The 16,842-nt window shown below is 58.4% G+C and carries 17 protein-coding genes; 8 read left to right on the forward strand and 9 right to left on the reverse strand.

What is annotated here, in order from left to right:
• Window positions 1–440: 440 nt before the first annotated feature.
• From ACVOLS_RS19750 to mobI, 5 genes are all read right to left on the reverse strand, one after another.
• Complete coding sequence (locus ACVOLS_RS19750; protein ID WP_481547038.1) at window positions 441–788, reverse strand: type II toxin-antitoxin system prevent-host-death family antitoxin; 348 nt, start codon at window positions 786–788, stop codon at window positions 441–443.
• 108 nt (window positions 789–896) lie between these two features.
• Window positions 897–1,337 carry a CFI-box-CTERM domain-containing protein gene (locus tag ACVOLS_RS19755; protein WP_481547039.1) on the reverse strand — a complete coding sequence of 147 codons (441 nt, stop codon included), beginning with the start codon at window positions 1,335–1,337 and terminating at the stop codon, window positions 897–899.
• 10 nt (window positions 1,338–1,347) lie between these two features.
• On the reverse strand, window positions 1,348–1,959 hold the full coding sequence (locus ACVOLS_RS19760) for a hypothetical protein (RefSeq protein WP_481547040.1): 612 nt from the start codon (window positions 1,957–1,959) through the stop codon (window positions 1,348–1,350).
• 29 nt (window positions 1,960–1,988) lie between these two features.
• Window positions 1,989–2,990: a S49 family peptidase gene (locus ACVOLS_RS19765; protein WP_481547041.1), complete on the reverse strand. Its 1,002-nt coding sequence runs from the start codon at window positions 2,988–2,990 to the stop codon at window positions 1,989–1,991.
• A complete protein-coding gene (gene mobI / locus ACVOLS_RS19770; RefSeq protein WP_481547042.1) occupies window positions 2,987–3,511 on the reverse strand; it encodes a conjugative transfer protein MobI(A/C) in 525 nt (174 codons plus the stop codon). Before mobI ends, ACVOLS_RS19765 begins: the two co-directional genes overlap by 4 nt.
• Before the next feature lie 599 nt (window positions 3,512–4,110).
• Between mobI and ACVOLS_RS19775 the strand changes: the two genes are divergently transcribed.
• From ACVOLS_RS19775 to ACVOLS_RS19805, 7 genes are all read left to right on the forward strand, one after another.
• Window positions 4,111–5,154 carry a ParM/StbA family protein gene (locus ACVOLS_RS19775; protein WP_481547043.1) on the forward strand — a complete coding sequence of 348 codons (1,044 nt, stop codon included), beginning with the start codon at window positions 4,111–4,113 and terminating at the stop codon, window positions 5,152–5,154.
• A gap of 28 nt (window positions 5,155–5,182) precedes the next feature.
• A complete protein-coding gene (locus ACVOLS_RS19780) occupies window positions 5,183–6,091 on the forward strand; it encodes a hypothetical protein (RefSeq protein ID WP_481547044.1) in 909 nt (302 codons plus the stop codon).
• Between the two features lie 312 nt (window positions 6,092–6,403).
• Window positions 6,404–6,658, forward strand: coding sequence for a hypothetical protein (locus tag ACVOLS_RS19785; RefSeq protein ID WP_481547045.1), 255 nt, complete (start codon window positions 6,404–6,406; stop codon window positions 6,656–6,658).
• Window positions 6,655–7,293 (forward strand): hypothetical protein, encoded by a 639-nt coding sequence (locus ACVOLS_RS19790; protein WP_481547046.1) that lies wholly within the window; start codon window positions 6,655–6,657, stop codon window positions 7,291–7,293. The genes ACVOLS_RS19785 and ACVOLS_RS19790 overlap by 4 nt, the downstream gene beginning before the upstream one ends.
• A gap of 70 nt (window positions 7,294–7,363) precedes the next feature.
• Window positions 7,364–8,353 (forward strand): conjugal transfer protein TraF, encoded by a 990-nt coding sequence (gene traF, locus ACVOLS_RS19795; protein ID WP_481547047.1) that lies wholly within the window; start codon window positions 7,364–7,366, stop codon window positions 8,351–8,353.
• Window positions 8,354–8,362: 9 nt separating this feature from the next.
• Complete coding sequence (locus ACVOLS_RS19800; protein ID WP_481547048.1) at window positions 8,363–9,784, forward strand: conjugal transfer protein TraH; 1,422 nt, start codon at window positions 8,363–8,365, stop codon at window positions 9,782–9,784.
• Window positions 9,781–12,660 carry a conjugal transfer protein TraG N-terminal domain-containing protein gene (locus ACVOLS_RS19805; protein ID WP_481547049.1) on the forward strand — a complete coding sequence of 960 codons (2,880 nt, stop codon included), beginning with the start codon at window positions 9,781–9,783 and terminating at the stop codon, window positions 12,658–12,660. Before ACVOLS_RS19800 ends, ACVOLS_RS19805 begins: the two co-directional genes overlap by 4 nt.
• A gap of 55 nt (window positions 12,661–12,715) precedes the next feature.
• Here the strand turns inward: ACVOLS_RS19805 and ACVOLS_RS19810 are convergent, their stop codons facing one another.
• Window positions 12,716–13,015, reverse strand: coding sequence for a hypothetical protein (locus ACVOLS_RS19810; protein ID WP_481547050.1), 300 nt, complete (start codon window positions 13,013–13,015; stop codon window positions 12,716–12,718).
• 213 nt (window positions 13,016–13,228) lie between these two features.
• Between ACVOLS_RS19810 and ACVOLS_RS19815 the strand changes: the two genes are divergently transcribed.
• Window positions 13,229–13,801 carry a hypothetical protein gene (locus ACVOLS_RS19815; RefSeq protein ID WP_481547051.1) on the forward strand — a complete coding sequence of 191 codons (573 nt, stop codon included), beginning with the start codon at window positions 13,229–13,231 and terminating at the stop codon, window positions 13,799–13,801.
• Between the two features lie 127 nt (window positions 13,802–13,928).
• Here ACVOLS_RS19815 and ACVOLS_RS19820 read toward each other — a convergent pair whose 3' ends face one another.
• The 3 genes from ACVOLS_RS19820 to ACVOLS_RS19830 form a co-directional block, all read right to left on the reverse strand.
• Window positions 13,929–14,522, reverse strand: coding sequence for a hypothetical protein (locus tag ACVOLS_RS19820; protein ID WP_481547052.1), 594 nt, complete (start codon window positions 14,520–14,522; stop codon window positions 13,929–13,931).
• 232 nt (window positions 14,523–14,754) lie between these two features.
• A complete protein-coding gene (locus ACVOLS_RS19825) occupies window positions 14,755–16,011 on the reverse strand; it encodes a hypothetical protein (protein WP_481547053.1) in 1,257 nt (418 codons plus the stop codon).
• Window positions 16,012–16,246: 235 nt separating this feature from the next.
• Window positions 16,247–16,759 carry a site-specific integrase gene (locus tag ACVOLS_RS19830; RefSeq protein ID WP_481547054.1) on the reverse strand — a complete coding sequence of 171 codons (513 nt, stop codon included), beginning with the start codon at window positions 16,757–16,759 and terminating at the stop codon, window positions 16,247–16,249.
• Window positions 16,760–16,842: the final 83 nt, after the last annotated feature.

Below are 16,842 nucleotides of genomic sequence, written 5' to 3' on the forward strand. Positions count from 1 at the left end.
GAAGGCGGCGATGAACCAGTTCGCGATAATCTACGAAGACCGATTCACGCTGGCTCGCTGAAAGAGACTTCCGGACTAAACCGCCTCACACACAAAAAATCGGACACGCCCGGCCAAAGAACCACATCCGGACACTCAGGCCGGCTTCTGCGGCTTCCCGGATCAACTTGGGGACAGTGGCTCCGCCCAAGCTGGTCTCTATGGCCAGAGAGCTTCCCGAGTGGATTGCAGCGCGAAGCCGACGGTGCCCCTCGGCCCACCCTTCGATGAGCGCCTCACCTGGAGAGCAGGAGCGACGAGACATAACCGCACGGGCGTAGTCGGAAGCGGCGAAGTAGTCCAATCCTCGGCTTTGCAGAAGAGCGCCGCCCAACGAGGACTTTCCAGATCCGGGTGCTCCAGCTAGGACTAGAAGCTCAGCGTCCATCTAGGTCACCCACCTACGCAGGGAACAGGGGTGAGGTCGCCATCTTCCCGATTTCCTCAGGTGTGGCGTCGAAGGCGGACTGTACGCGTTGCATCGAATCTTGGCGGTCTAGGCTGGACAGTCGCTCATCGAACTGTTGCTGGAGAGCTTGGAGCGGGTTGCTCCCCTGGGCGGATTGCAGCAGCTGGACGTAGGTGGCCACCGGAAGGACCACCGCCTGCGGTACGCCGTGGTTGGTGATCAGCACCGGCTTGCCGGCGTTCTCTACCATAACTTCACGCCAGCGCTTCATGTCAGAAGCAGGGCGGTGCGGGAGGTCTTTCAGTTCCGCCTGAGCATCAGGCAGCTGTTGGGCAGTCATCCGTCGCCTATCTCCAAAAGTACAAAATGCGCATAAGGGACAATTTAGCCCTTATACGCATTTTGGGATTTGGGGCAAGCTCAAGGCCCACCTGAGACGCTGGACTAACTACCAGCTCAACACCTTGCGGAAACCGTCGAGAGCTCGACGAACCGGCGCCGCCGCCCGCGGGTGCCTCGTGAGGAAATCCGCAATCGGGGGTGAGGCGCGGTAGTAGCCCTTCACAATCGCCCGGCCGGCGGCGGTCGGGAGCAACGACTGATCCCGGAAGTCCCGCAGCTCATCGGTCTCTGGGGCGTCCTGGCCGTAAACCGCCGAAGCCACAACGCACCTCGAGTCCTGCGCGCCCTGATTGTGGAAGCTCTCCATCTGCACCTGGGCCTTCTGGTGCGCCGCCTCGCCGGCCGTCGCCCGAGCGCGCATGGTCGGGTCGGTGTTCTGGATGCCGGTCTGCCGCTCGAGATAGAACTCGCGCTCGCAACCCATCAGCTTGGCTAGATCGCCCGAGCTCGGCATGTCCTCCCACTTCCTTTTTCGACTGAAAGCCATAGGTGATTCCTCAGAACGATTCGTTTTCCGGCGGGGTGAGCGCGGCGTCGGGCGAACGACGGGGCGGCAGATGGATCACATTGTCCCCAACCTCAGCGAAGGGACGGAAAACCGGAGCCGCAACAGAATCCGAGAAAGCATGGGTCGGGGTTGCAGCGCCACAGGCATAAGCGGAGGTAAGAACCTGATCCCAGCGAGGATCGTCAACCGGCGAAGCATCCTCGCGGATCAAAGAAGCGGCGAGTGACAAAGCGCCAAACGCCTCGCTACGTCGCTCGACCTCAACCTGCAGGGTCGCGTTTTCAAAGTAGGAGGACTGGAGCTGCTTCCTCAGCGCCTCCACCTCACGACGCTGCGCTTCGATCGTCACGGTGTATTCGTCGTTGAGCCCCTGATAGTGGGCCAAGGTTTCCAGCTGTTCCTCGAAGCGGTCGGACAGATCAAAGGAGCGCAACTGCTCGATGGGCAGGCGGCGAACAGCGCGATTCACAAGCTCGAGCATCCGGTCCTGCTCATCTGCCGGGAGAGCCAGGAGCATGGGCATAGTCAGGCCGCTGCTCGAGAGGATCATCCCGAGTTCGGAGGAGCGAACTTCCTGCAGTACGTCGTTGTGGTGGTTCATCTGGTCTCTCTCAATACGGGGTAGGGGGGTTACTGCAGCTCGGAGCCGGTGAACTCGGAAGCGATGCCCGCCCCGAACTCGCGCGCCATCGCCCGTAGTCCGATCTTGTCCTGGAATGTCTGGGTCGGCCGGAATTCGTGAACCGACAGATCCTTGAAGCGGGTGGACTTCAGTTGCTCGAACGTAGATGCCTGGTCGATCAACCCCAGCTCAACGGCCTCGGGCGTTAGCCAGACCCGGCCGCTGAACATGTCCGGGGTCTCCTTCAGCTTGGAGCCACGGCGGTCGCGCACCTCATCGGCGAACATCTTGGCGATTCCATCTACCAGCTCCTGTGACAGAGCATCTTGCGCCGGCGTATTCGCGGTGAGCGGGCTGTTTCCAGCCTTCAGATCGCCGGAGGCATAGACCCGTTCGCGCAGTCCAAACTTCTTGGCTGCCTCTTCAGCGTCAACCGACCGCATGACTGCGCCGATGGAGCCCACCATTGAGTAGCGGGTGGCCAGCACCTCATCGGCATGAACTGCAACGAGGAAGGCGGCCGAAGCACCAACGTTCTCAATGACGGCAATCACGCGCTTGCCCGGCTTCCCATCCTTTCCGGCACGGCAGGCATCGATCGCACCGGCAATTCGCTCCGCATCGGTAGGCGAACCGCCCGGTGAGGTGATCCGAAGAACAACCGCCTCGGTCATCGAGGACGAGCAAGCCCGCTCAATGGCCGGGACGATCTTCCTGGCGTTCGGGCCGTACTTATCGCCGATCTCCCCCTGGATCGGAACGACTCCGATGGAGCGTGTGGCCGGGGCAGCCGAAAGGCCGAGCATCGGGGCGTAGAGCAAAAGCCACAGGATCAGGCCGATCAAAGCGAGCAGCGAGACAAAGAGCCGCTTACGCCGGCGCCACTTGCGCTCCTCGTTTAACGAGGCGATATGAGCACCCGCCACCTCACACAGCAACCCGTAAATGTTGTGCCCCACCTCAACTGCGGTGGTCGGATCGATCTTGTCCCCGTTCTCTTTCTGGCTCATTGGCTCATCTCTACGAAGTCATGTCCCAGCGGTTGCTGGTTGTCCTCATCATCCCCTTGCAGCCCTTCCTCAAAAGTTGGAGCAGCAATTCGACCGGCAATAACCTTTGCATCTCTCTCCATCGATGTGAGTCGATCAAGAGCCTCACGAAGGGGACGCAAGCGAAGTTCCGTTTCACATGCCCAGGCCTTCAGCCAATCAGGCGAATTCAACTTGATGGTCGCAAGGTCGTACCCCGATGCCCCACGGTGCTTCTTCAATGCACTAATGCCCGTACGTTTCCCGTTCCGGAAGTGAAAGAGCGCCCACCCGATCTGAACGCTCTTACCTTCGCTGCGCTCCCGAACAACTACGTTGAGGTTCGAGAAGCCCTCAGACAGCTCAAGGCGGCGTGTATGAAACTCGGTTGCTACGCGTATCGCCTCATCAGTGATTGCCCTACGAAGTGCGTCAATCGGAGTGACGATGTCAGCAACAAGCGGAGCGAAGGAAACAGGGTAGTTTTGGGTGGTCTGGCTCATAGGGTCTCTGGCAATACATTATTCTTATCGCGACACTTTCCGATGTCGATTAATTACGACATACGCGTGCTACGGCAATAACATCTATACGTCATGCCGTTCAAAATGAAAGTTGCACGCACGGGACACAGTTTCAGGGTCCATCCCTCTTATCGCTAGCGCGTAACTACCATCGCTACCAAGGGGGTTAGGCACTTTTGGTGCCCCCGGTGGCTCTGGGGGCACCACGCGCTCACCCATGCTCAGTGCTTGAGCTCCTATTCGCACAATTTGTGCATGCTTTCGCGATGCCCAGGCGCAGATTGATGCCACCGCTAACCTGTGGTGCCCCCTGACTCTCCGGGGGCACCAGATGGTGCCCCCAAAGGCTTCGGGGGCACCACGTTGTCTGCCAGCAAAGTGTGCAAGCGTGGTGCCCCCAGAGGCTTCAGGGGCACCACATGGTGCCCCTACTAGCTTTGGGGGCACCAAATGGTGCCCCCAATCATCCCGGGGGCACCACGAACTACAACCGACGCTCACGCGGCCTCAGTTGGCGTGCGCGATTCCGCTTTCAACTCACCAGACTGTTGCTCTCAAACACACAGCTGGAGATTTGGATGCGTATCGGTTTGGACATTGGCTACTCGGCGGTCAAGGTTGCCTACGACGATGTAACGCAGGCCGGGAGCAAGAATCCGGTGCCGGCGCTGTTGCGCATGCCCGTTGGTGCTGCACCGAAGAGCAAGTGCGGCTTGAGCATCGACGGCGGCGTCGCTATCGGCATGGGTCACGTTGTGATGGTCAACGGTGAAGAGTGGGTCGCCGCGGTCATGCCCCAGGCTCTGCAGAATTTCGTGCCGGTAATGGACGAGAGCTACTCCCGCTCGCATGAGTACGAGGCTCTCTTCAAAGCCGCACTGTCGGCGGTCGGCGCCCCGGTCGTAGATTGCGTAGTCACCGGTCTGCCGGTCTCCCACTTCCTCGACCCGGACATCAAGAACGCCTTGGTCGAACGTATGGTTGGCGTACACGAGATCCGCCCAGGGTTCACTGTGGATGTGAAGCAGGTGAAAGTTGTTCCCCAGCCGGCCGGCGCCTACGGTGCTCAGCTACTGGACATCACAAACCGCCAGTCGCGTGCCGTGATCGATCCCTCCCAGACAATTCTGGTTGTCGACCCCGGCCACTTCAGCTTGGACTGGGTCATCAACAGCCACGGATCCTTCAAGCTGGAGAGCTCCGGGTCGACGCCAACTGCCGGCGAAGCAATCGTTCGCCGGGCCGCTGAGTTGTTGAGCACCACATACAAGCTGAAGATTCGGGCAGCAAAGGTGCAGGACGTTGTGTTGTCCGGGGCGAAGCCACTGGTCATGGCCGGTCGCGAGATCGACATCTGGCCTGCCATGAAAGATGCAGCCGCGGAAGTTGTCCGTAACAACCTCAAGTCGATCCGTGGCTCGATCCGCGAGGTCAACAACACCAGCGGCGTGGACCTGGTCCTCATCGCCGGTGGTGGCGCGGACCTGTTCCAGGCCGGTCTGGCCGAGGCCTTCCCCGAAGCTCAGGTGCTGGCCGTTCGCGAATCCATCACCGCCAATGCTCGCGGTTTCTGGGTCTTCGCCAGCCAGATGAAGGCGAAGAGCGACCAGGTCAGCGCCTGATCCCGCACTCTGTATATAAGGAGTAAGGATGTCCCGTCGTCTCCCCCGAGTCCGCAAGGTTCTCAGCTACAACAAGGGCAATGGTGGCGACCTCGAAGTGGCCATGGACGCCCTAGGCCCGAAAGCAGATTCGCCCGATGAACTCCGGCGAATTTTCATCCTGGGAGTCACTGCCCACCTAGCGGGCTACAGCACACACCGAGATGGGAAAGGTGATCACCACCTAATCCGCTTCATGGAGCAGCACCCGATGGAGCAGCACCCGGCCGCGCGCCAACTCGCCGAGGAAATCCTTGGCGTGGGCGGCGCGTATCCACCGACCATGGAGATTGGCGTCGGTCACCGGCCTCCGATCCTGAAGCACACATCAACCGTCGCCTCGACCACACCTCATCGCCAAAGCGCTCGACGGAACGCTGGATCCAATGAACTTGGAGATGGCACCGCGGTACGAGATGGCACGCAAGCGGCACAAGTGAAAGTCACCTCAACCGAGGTGACCACTTCGAGCAACAAGCCGGACGAGAAGGAAGAGCTGTCTCCTCGCGTGGGGGATGACAAGGAGTCGGCTTCCAACGACAGTTCGGCCAAGGCTCCAGATGTTCAACCTTCCGCGTCGAAAATTGACGCCGAAGGGACATTGGAGTCTGCGCAGTTAATTGCAGTTTCACCAGGTGAGACTCCGGAAGGGCGAAAAAACCTGCCGAAGGACCACGTCGTTCATAAAAAAGATGTGGGAAATCAGCCTGAAATAGGCTCAACAAAAACCGTCAGCAATCTGACGATTGAGGGCGCCTCATTGACGGTCACCAAAGAGGGCGGGAGTGTCAACGCAATGACTACTGCTGAAAGTGAAGTAGACGCCACTGATCCGGTCGACGAGGGAGCCCGAATTGCTGCGACAGAACTGCTCAATCGCGCGATGGCGGAATTTTGATTAGGGGAGCGAGGAGGGTCGCAGCCTCCTCGCGCAACCGTCATGCCGTTGACGGTCGTTACAAGCCCGTAAGTGCATCAAATCCATGGCACGAATCCACCTCTCACGTCACCTGCTTGTTTGAGACAGACTTCTCAGTTTTGAGGTGTGCTGCTCCATATATTGCGCCCCGTCGCGGGACACCCTTTGCGACTTCATCTCCAACACGAGCGCGAACAGGGGGTTCGAGTGCCAAGCGGTTTGCCCAACCTAGCTTCACTGGATAGAGACGTAAGCGCCTTCAATGAGCGCTGGTTCCTTCTGATACGTGAAGTGGCTCGCCACGACAAAGTTCTGGCGTCGGCAAAGTTCGGTCTGTCTGCATTGTTCGTTGACAGAATCAGTCGTGCTTCAGTCGATGACATCAGAGCCTTGGCGGATAGCCCCTGCCTTTTGATGGTCCCGCGTTCCAGCATTGCCCTGGAAACTATGTTGACCTCGATCAGCGACAGCGGAATCACTCAAAGCCAAGTCGAGGACATCCGCTTCGTCTCTATCCTGTCGGAAGACAAGGAGCACGTGGCGTGAGCCTGTCCGTACCTGTTCTGCCAACCACCAAGGCCAGTGACCTTTACGGGTCATATCGCAATGCTGTTGCACTTGCCGAGCTCGATTGTCGGGCCCAGTTGATCGCCAAGCTGACGGCGTGCCCTATGCCAGCCATCCGGTCTTTTATCGAAATGGCCGGCGGTAACCACCAGGACAAAGGTGGGCGGCTCCCGCGATCAATCAGCTCCCTGCTGGAGGATGTGAAGCTGCATACGGCAGCGAGTTACTTCCTCAAGGTCTACGTGAACAACCTTGAGCACTATGGTGGTGGACGAGGCGTCCCTCACGTTGATGCCTTCATTCGAGCCTTGATGGTCCTTCGCTCGAACATGCGCGGAACCGGGGGAAGGCCTCTGGATTTCACCCCGGACCATGCAATTCTGGTCACCACCCTCTACCACGAGGGTGAAACATCTCTAAAGAGGTGCAGCCATTGCACCACGGTGTTCCTGATGGCCAACAAGCCCCAAGTTATCCGAGCCCATACAACCAGCGGAGAGTGCCCAATGTGCCGCACGCTCGCAGGTGTTTACCGAGGCCGATCGGTTGTCCGAGTGACGGACGCCAAGCAACAACGCAAGGTTCTCGACATGTTCGCTTCGAGTCGCGCGTAACTACTGCCGCAATCGAGCCAGTTAGGGGACAAACTCCCCCCCAAACCCGAGCGATCATCGTGGCATGCGAATGCCCCTTTCTGCGCTCATTCTGACCACTGCCATCCTTGCCACACTGCCGGCAAATGCGCAGAACTCTTCCAGTGCTCAGCCCTACTGGGGCAATCGGGCCGACGGCTGGTATTTCTATGATGACCCCAAGCCGAAGCCCAAGCAGAAAGCTCCGGAACCGGAGCCGCTGCCGCCCCCTCAGCCAATCGTCATGACGCCGCCGCCCGTACAGCCCGAAGGCCCTAAGCCGCTGTCCGCCGCGTGGCTGCGCGAAAACATGCCCAAGTACCTGGAACGCGCTATCGATGATCCCTCCCCAGAGAATGTCGAGCTCTATGCGTTCCTGCAGCGCCTGTCGTTGGACAAGGCTGAAAAGTACAGCCAGGTCGCGATACAGGCGACCATCCGTAATCCGGCACTCGACGAGTACGCACGTTCCTCACTCACCACGGCGCAGCGAAACGCAACCGAAGAGAACGTGAGCGTTGCGAAAGCACAGACCTTGAACTATCTGAGCCAGCGGATCGGCATTTGGTACTTCTACCAGTCGACCTGTCCGTACTGTAAGCAGCAGGAACCCATCCTTGATCGGCTGTCCACCAGGTTCGACTTCTCCATCCTGAACATCTCCCTTGACGGCGGCCCGCTAGCATCCGGCTCTCCGAAGCCGTTTGTGGTGAACAGCGGCCACGCGCAGCAACTGGGCGTGATGACAACGCCGACCATGGTGATCGCCGACACGGCCACGAACAAGGTCTACAACCTCGCCGCAGGTCTGCGCACCTCTTCCGAGCTGGAAGAGCGGATCTTGACCTTAGCCAAGACCGAAAAGTGGATCACGGACGCCCAGTACGACGAAGCCGTACGTGGAGCACCGCGGCGCTACCTAACCGATGGCCTGCAAAACCTCGACCAACTTCAGGACGACCCTGCGCAGTTGTTGGAGGCGCTGAAGCGCGCCTCGACCAGCGGCAGCGAGAGCCCATGGATTGTGGCGCCGACCAACTAAAGGACCTTTATGAAGAAGATCAAACTCTCTGCTATAGCGCTGGGCATGGTCATTGGCATGGTGTCGGGCACCGTCGGCGCCGGCGTCAACGAGAAGATGAATGAGATGTTCGGCTCCCAGAGCAACATCACCACACCTGGTGTGGCTGAAGGCTCGATGCGCGGCGTCATCTCTGGCGGCAATGTCACCATCCGCAATCCGATTGTTTCCGTTTCTCCGTGGACCTTTGATCCGCCGAAAATCAGCGCAGGCTGCGGCGGCATCGACATGTACGGGGGCAATCTGAGCTTCCCCTCTAAGGAACAATACATCGCGGTTGCCCGAGCCGTCGTCAGCAACGCCGGCGGCTACGCTTTCAAGACCGCCCTCGGCTACGTCTGTGACAAGTGCGAGACCGTGATGTCCCAGATCCAGGACACGATCAACGCCCTGAACATCGACAGCATGAGCTCCTGCCAGATCGCCGAAGGCGTGGTCGATGGCGTCATGGGCAAGAATGGTGGCGACAATGCGCTGGCGAACGCCGGCCGTAATTTAGCCGCCAGCTGGAAAGAACTGAGCGGCGATTCACGCGACCAGCTCGAAGCACGCAACGCCGGCGGCAGGTCTCCGGTTGCCGATGCAGTCAAAGACGAGAAGATGGCTGATGTGCTGCAGGGCAACTGGACCTGGAGCACGATGAACAAGACCGGCGCATTCGACTGGCTCGGCTCTGACATCCGCACCAAGGAACAGGTCCTGAGCCTGATCGGGACCGTCATCACCTGCATGCCGGGTGAGAACGGGTGCCCGGGCGAGGGCAAGGACATGTCTGCGCGCGTACTGGAGCCCAAGCTAAAGCTGCACGACTTCGTTGCGCCGGCCGCCCAAGCGAGCAACGACTATCCGATCTACCGCTGTGACAACGACGACTGCTTGAACCCGTCGACCTCGGCCAAAAGCCCGCTGGGTACTTCGGCAACAGATCTCATCGTCCGCAAGCTGCTTGGCAACGAAACCGAGAAGGGAATCCTGGAGCGCATGATCATGCGCGGTGATGAGGCCGGCACTCTGACTCCCGCGGAGAAGATGCTGGTAGCCAACACCCGGGACATCAGCTCGGTCGCGGCAGCCTGCATGCGGGTTGGTGAGCAAGGTGAAGGTTATGCTCGAGTCATCGTTGAAGGACTGGCCCCCGTCGTCGCCGCAGACATCCTTGCTCGCACCTCGGATCAATCCTTGGTGCTCATGATCGCAGAGCTCAGTCAGCGACCTCAGGTTGTTGCAGGCGGCCAGGCCATTGAGATGCTGAAGAACGCTCGGACCGAGCTTGCAACTCAGAACGCTGAGATCAAACGTACTTCACAGACAACTGACATGCTTGGCATGGCCATCAATCGTTGCGGTAGCTCGCCGCTCGCCGTTGCTGCCTTCGGGAGCACTTCCAAGTGACCTTTGAAATCCTTGTTCTTGGGGATGGCGCTTATACATTCGCCGTCCTCAACGCCGTAGCGAGCATCACGTCCTACGGCGTGCTGGGCAGTATTGGCGGCATGCTTGGTCTGTTGTTTATGTGGTCCCAGGGCATGATGAGTGGCGGCCAGAAATTCGAGGCCCAGTGGATCCTGGTCTCGATCGTTGTTTTCTGGATTATGTTCATCCCCCGCGTGGATAAGGTGATGATCTCCGAGGTCATGACCCAACCCGGAAAGAGCGGGCCCAGGTCGTTTGTCGTCGACAACGTCCCCTTGGGCCTGGCCAGCATCGGCTACTTGACCAGCAATGTAACCAGCAAGCTCACCGGGTTGATGGAAACAAGCTTCGGCAGCGCCACAGATGAAACCCGTGGTACCACGGGCGGTCTTGGCCAGAACCTCATGCTCATGGCGTCAATGCGAAACCTGTTGGGCAGCCGGAACTTTACCGACGTATCTTCAGATCCAAGTCGACCTGGCTATCTCGAGGCCTATCGAGAGAACGCTGCGAATTTTCTCTCCAACTGCGTCTATCCGCTGGTGAACAATGGGGTTGTAAGTAAGGCAACGGTGATGAACTCCCCGGGGCTTTCTGGTTACCTCAACGACGCATTCGCCAACGACGTTGCGCAGACACGATGGAACAATAACGGCGCCAAGACGAACGTCTCTTGCAAGACCGCGCGTGACAGCCTGCAAGACCAGGCCAATGACAAGCTTCTTACCGCGTTCGATAGCGCTGCGAAGTCGATCGGGTCGAACACCGACTCGGCGTCAATCCAGAGTGCATTCGGCGGTTTCACGAATCAGGCTGCAGAGCAGATGCAGACCATGATGGCGGTATCGGTGTTCAACTCAGTTGCAGCAGAAGCCGCCGTCCGAGGCGGTTTGTCCGCGGCCGAGACCCAGTCCATCATCATGGTGGAGGAAGCAGCTGCTCGACGTAACGTCCAATGGGCTGGTGAAGAAAACCTCTTTATTCGCATCCTACGCCCGATCGTTGGGTTTTTTGAGTCGCTCTTCTATGCACTCGCGCCGATCATGGCACTGGTTTGCACCATGGGTCCCTTCGGCTGGAAGATGATCGGCAAGTATCTGATGCTGACGATCTGGGTAGGCCTGTGGTTCCCCATGCTGGCAATCACGCAGCTGTACAGCAACGTGACCATGCAGAACTTCTTCGATCTCCTGAACGTTCCCGCTGGCCAGAACTTCAGCCCTGAACAGCTGAACATGATTGCCAACCAGTCGATGGATGCTCTCGGAGCAGCTTCAGCCCTCACTGCTGCGACACCCGCATTGGCAATGTCGTTGCTCTTCGGCGGCGCCGTCTCCATGTCGTACCTGGCAGGTCGCCTGCAGGGCAGCGACATGATCGACGAGACCAAGGTTGCACCGCAGGCAAGCACTGTTTCCCCGATCGCTCAGATGGGGTCCGGAGCAATGGGCTCCGTTGGGGGCGGTACAGCCACCAATGGCCGTACGCCTCAGTCCATCAACATGGGCGACATGCGCGCGGCTGGGGAATCCGTATCGAGCCAGGCGGTCGAGCAGGCCAGTCTGAAGTTCTCGGAAACGCTTGGTCACGCAATCAAGAGCGGCGCGATGTCCTCCGAAACTGCCACGAATATGGTCAGCTCGGGCTGGACCGAGAATCAGACCAAGGCGATTGAGACAGCGATTCAGAATGAGGTTAAGTCTGGACACATGAGCCAGGAGGACCTCAAGGCCTTCCAGGCGATGAGCCAGCACTCAGATGTAGGATTTGACGCTTCGCTTGGTGTTTCGCTTGCCGGCACTGGTGCAAAAGGATCAACGTCTTCTGGGTCTTCGGCGCAGGAGGGCGAGCAGAGATCCACCAGTTCAGCATCTTCCTTTGGTGTCGCGCTTGGGCAGAATGAAGCGGTTCGCAATGCGGCGAGCAAGGCTGTGGCAGAGGCAACTCACAATGCACTCCAGAAGGGTTTCCAGACCTCAACAAGTGAGGAGGTAACCAGCGCACTAACCAAGTCGTCTGACGAAGTGGTGACAACCCAGGAAGCGCATGCCACGACGGAGCAGCTCACTCGCTCGCTCAGCTCGAATGAAACGATGACAATGGGCGATGCTGCAGTTCGATTTGCGAAGACCCATGGTGCAAACACAGACCGGGAATGGGGGCGACTGGAAACCGAGATGCAGAATGCTGGCCTCGGCCAAGCATATCGAGATCGACTCGACGCGGAGATGTCGCGTGGTGCGTATGTGGGTGAACCGAACGCAGCCCGCTTTGCTGCCATGTACAACACGGTGAGCCAGGCAAACATCACAAGCGAGAACGCAGCTGAAGTTCAGGGGGCTATGAACAGCCTGCTTGGTGCGACCAGTACGAGTGGTGGATACGCCGGAGGCATGACCGTGGACGGACGCGTCGCCGAGGGCCGCGAACTTCACGAGCGCGCTTCTGCTGCTTCTGCTGAAGCTGCGGCCGATGCTCGAGGTGCGGCCGGATTGCAGGGTCCAAATATCGCGCCTGGATCCGTGTTTAACCAAGCTGCTGCGGGTACGGCGAGTGTCGCGGCAGATGTAGAGGCGGGTGGCGTTGATATGCCTGGACGTCCATCCGCATTGCGTGACGAGGAGATGGACAAGTTTGCTGCTGGCGGTGCCCAACTTGTCCAAGCCGCAGAAAGTGGCGGTCGGGATGCCACTGGCAAGGTCGCAGGAGAGTTGGTCGGTAACGAGGCCAGATTCGTCACTGGTGGAGCCCCTGTTTCTGGCGGCGGGGACACTAACAGTTCAATTGCGGCGTCGGCCCGGTTCGTCGACACAGCTCAGAAGGTCAACGCTGCACAGGATCGAAAGGAAGAGTAGAAAAGAGAACGGCGGCCAATGGCCGCCGTTCCTTTATCCAGCTTATTAGTCAGGCTCAGCCCGGGCCTGCCCGGTTTCGGCCATAGTAGCCGTGAGGCTCGCCGCCGATGGACAGATGGTTCCCGTAAGGATTCTTGTCTTCCAACAGGAAGTCGTTGTCGATCTTGGCAATGGTGTCGTCAACTTCGGCCAGCGAAGCCTGATACGACGCGGAGGCAGGCAGGGCAGATTTCAGCTGCGCCAGATTGGAGAGGCGCCGGCTGCGGATCAACGAATCCCGCTTGAAGGCGAAGATAACGCCAACGACGGCCGCCGCGGCGATTCCATACATGATGTAGTTGAAATTGGTGACCATGACTGCCTCCTTGTTGATGGGGACATCATCTCACAACCCGGCCCACCCACAAGTTGCGCGCAACTCCCCATCACGGGGCGCGGGTTAGGCCGTCGTCGATAGCCCGCACCGCTGCGATACTTACTTCAATTCCTGCTCTGCAGGTCGGCCCCGAGACGCTCTCGGACACACTTCAATACCAATTCGAGCCTCGCTCGATAGGAGACATTTGTCATGTTCACTAGCCTGCCCGTTAATCACGAAGCTACCGTGGCCCCCCCTCCCAGCACTACCGGGATTGGTGGTTCGCCGTTGCTTCTCATAGCTCTCTTCGTCTTTGTTGCAGTTGCCATGTACAAGCTTGGCGGTCGCAACAAGGAAGAAGAGTTGGAGAAAAAGGCTGTCAGGAAGCTGCTTGCCAAGTCAGGCATCGAGCTGATTGAAGCTGAGCCACTCACTCCTTCCACTCAACCTGAAGTCGTTGAACCCGTTCTTCCCCCGAAGTCCGCTGAACCAGTTCAACCTGCTTCGCCCGCCCCGGTCATGGATGCTGTTCTGCCCAGTCCTGTTTCCCAGGATGAAGTCGCTCAGCACCATGATGATGAACCTGCTTCGTACGCCCCCGTCAATCGTTCGCACGTGTTTGCTTCTGAACCGCACGAACCTCTGCCGGACGTCGGCCTCGACATTCCGCACCAATCTGAAGAGGATTGGCAGGAGCAAGAGCGTCGCCGTGAGCTGCGCAACCAGGAAATCACTCCAGAAATGGAAGCCGAGTTCGAGGCAATGGATGCCGCTCGCAAGTAAGGCAGACCACCTTACCTGCTAACCAAAAAGACTCCCCTTGGGGAGTCTTTTTTTTGCCTGGACGATGGGAGTTCAAACGCTAGAACTTGGCTGGCGATCCAGAAGCTGGAATAGAACCATGAGGTGATTATTGCTTCGTCTTGCCGGCGCCTTCTCGCGCCGCCGAACGTCCGGCCAGTCCGTAGAAGTTGGCCAGCGCGCCGACAGCCTGAAAGCTGCTACCCCTCACTGAAATTTCCGGCTCCCCGAAGATGGGGCCTTCTTTATCGCTGCGCTCAACACGGCTCAACAGATCAGCGCAGTAGCCATCGGCTGTTTCCATGTGCATCAGGAGACATTCCTCCCGCTCCCCCATGGGGCTGCCGTCCCCAGCTGCTTTTCGCATGTAGGCCATGGTCATCAGCGTGGCGGTAAGAGGAAGGGGCTCATGATTAGCCACAATCTCCTGGATCAGCATTCCCACCTCGCCCCGGTCAGGGAGTTGGATGATGGATGAGACGTTGTACGCGATAAGCGGCTGTCCGAATCCATCCACAACGAGCAGCGGGATGGGATCCCCCTCCGGGGTTGGGATGTTCCGCGTCTGTTTGGTTGCCTCCCAAAGGGACGAAAGTGCCGCAGTGAGCTCTGCTCTCTTCGCATCAGTCGGCTCCTGATACTGGAAAGCGGCGGCGCCCGCGACGGGTGTTTCGGCTTGAGGTTGATCGTTAGGTGTAATCATGATCAAAGTTTTACCCGGATTCCACGATCGCAAAAGTTGGACGGTTTCAGCGTTCCTTGCGCTGCAGCTTGGACAGAAGCCCTTCGCCATCCATGTGTGAGATCTTCCCAGGTTCGCTCGTCGTCGTTTACCCGCATCAGTAAAGTGTTTGGCGCACGCACAAGGACTTCCAAGGGGAGGGCGGCCGGTTGCCGCCCGGCGGATTCGTGCCTGACGGCTAAGGAGTAACTCCTCAGACTTCTTCCCAGCTACTGACGAAAGCATCGAAATTGCAGAGCATTTCCGGATTACCAGATATGGCCAGAATTAGCTGGGCAGTTGACGCGCATGGCACGCTTGATTCACCCATCAAAGACAAGTGCATCGATATTCCCCAGTGATCAATCACCCCATCCTCGACCTGATCAAGTAGATACAGCATCCCTTCTTCATTACTGTCTCTTACTTCGGCAAAGAGTTGCTCGATCTTCCAATGAGCCACCCCCGCATCGAGAGCCCGCCTTAGAATGGAAGCATCCGACCCTTTCCTGGTGTTCAATCCCAGTGTTTGGAATAGAGTCTTAGCCTGCTGGTAATCGCCGCGACGAGCCATAGCAGCAACGCGCCATAGCTGAAAGTTCACGTGGACAGTGACCTCGGCGTGCCGGGCGCCAAGGTCAGGAGACGGCAAGCTCAACCACTTCACTGCGGGCAGTTTGATCATGTCGGCAGCGATGAAATCGATCGCAGCGATTAATCCATTTGACGCGGCAACACACAATAGCGAATTGACATCGTCTACCAGGCGTTCGGCTGCAGGCTCATTACCTATCCTCTTTGCGAACGAAAGTGCCCTTCTTATGTTTTGGTATGCCGCAACATGCACGTCAAGCAGGGTAACTTCAGTTGCGGACTCAACCGCAACGTCTCTCCACAAGCTGAGCACGTCCCTAAAATATAGGCCAACATCGTAAGGATTGGTCTCGATGAATTCGATGCCTCCCTCACTATCGACTAGCCATGGCATATCGACGGAAGAAATCTCAATGTCAAACAAGTCGCCGAGTGTTGGTCGCGGGACACTCCGCATCCTTGCCATTGCGGCATGTAGTTGCGCCGCAAACTTTGGCAGCTTTTTCGCCTTTGGGTTCTTCCGCCCCTGTCCATTACCACCCTTCGTCGCAGGTTCTGATGATGCTTCTCTCGATCCTGATGGCTGCCATCTTTCAATGATTATCGCCGCATCTTCACAACTCAGGCCGAGGCAGGACGAAAGAGCTTTAGCTTGAAATTTCCGCCGCATTTCAGCATCTGCGGCGCCGAGCATTTCATCTGGCGGGCTGGCCTCATTTTTTTGCTCAGCTACAAGACGCAGCTCATGAAAATCCTTGTAACCAAGCACTCTTGCACTGGCTTCCTGTGCCGTAGCCAGTGAAGTGCCAGGGACAATCTTGGTAAGAGACTTAGCAAGTCTCTTCACATGGACCATTGAGTTTGGGTATACGCGCATAACGGGACGTCTCCATTTCTTGCAGAAGAGCCCACTGATCCTGCAGCATGAATGGTCGCCCCTCGAAGATCGAGGACGTATTCCGCAAGCCTGGTGCATTTCCGATGTCGGCAAGACTGCGCCAATGTGGGCGGCAAGGCGTCGGGTACGCCTGCCCATATTGTGACCACGAATCGGGCAGTCGCGCCAGTCTTGTTTCACACCGCAACCCGTCAAGACATACATGGATTCCGGCCTATTTCTTCGGCAACTTGGCCAGCAGCGCCTCTCTTTCGCTGTGTGAGTTCTTTGCCAGACCCGCCCGGCCGTAGTGCGCCGGCATCTTGGAACTGGTCCACCGCCCAAGGCGCATCAGCAGCCCCACATCAGCACCAGCGTCTGTGAGGTCCTGAGCTGCGCCGACTCGGCCTGAGTGGCCAGAGAAGGCCCGCCGGCCTTTTAGAACGCCGCACTCGTGGCCAAGCCGATTGAAGATCACATTCACTTCACCTGGATGAAGGTGCTCATAGACCCTGAGATCCTCCTCGCCCGGAGACTTTATGACCCGCCGCGGCCGCATGGCATGGAAGACGTATGGCGTCGATCTCGAGGCGTGTTCACGCCAGGCCAGCAGCGCGCCCACCGTCTCCTCGGAAATGGCTACCGTGATGGACTCACCCTCCTGGTCGGTCTTGGAGTGGGGAACCGTGTAGATCCCAATTTCGCCGCCCTGCAGCTCAAAGTGGAGTTCCCAGGATTTAGTGGACACCTGACCGAGGGTGGCGATGCGCTGCCTCGAACTCGTCAGGACTGACCCCGCCTAGATGGCTGTGGCGGCGTGTTGGATTGTAA

The sequence above is a fragment of the Stenotrophomonas sp. STEN038 genome, assembly GCF_056759895.1.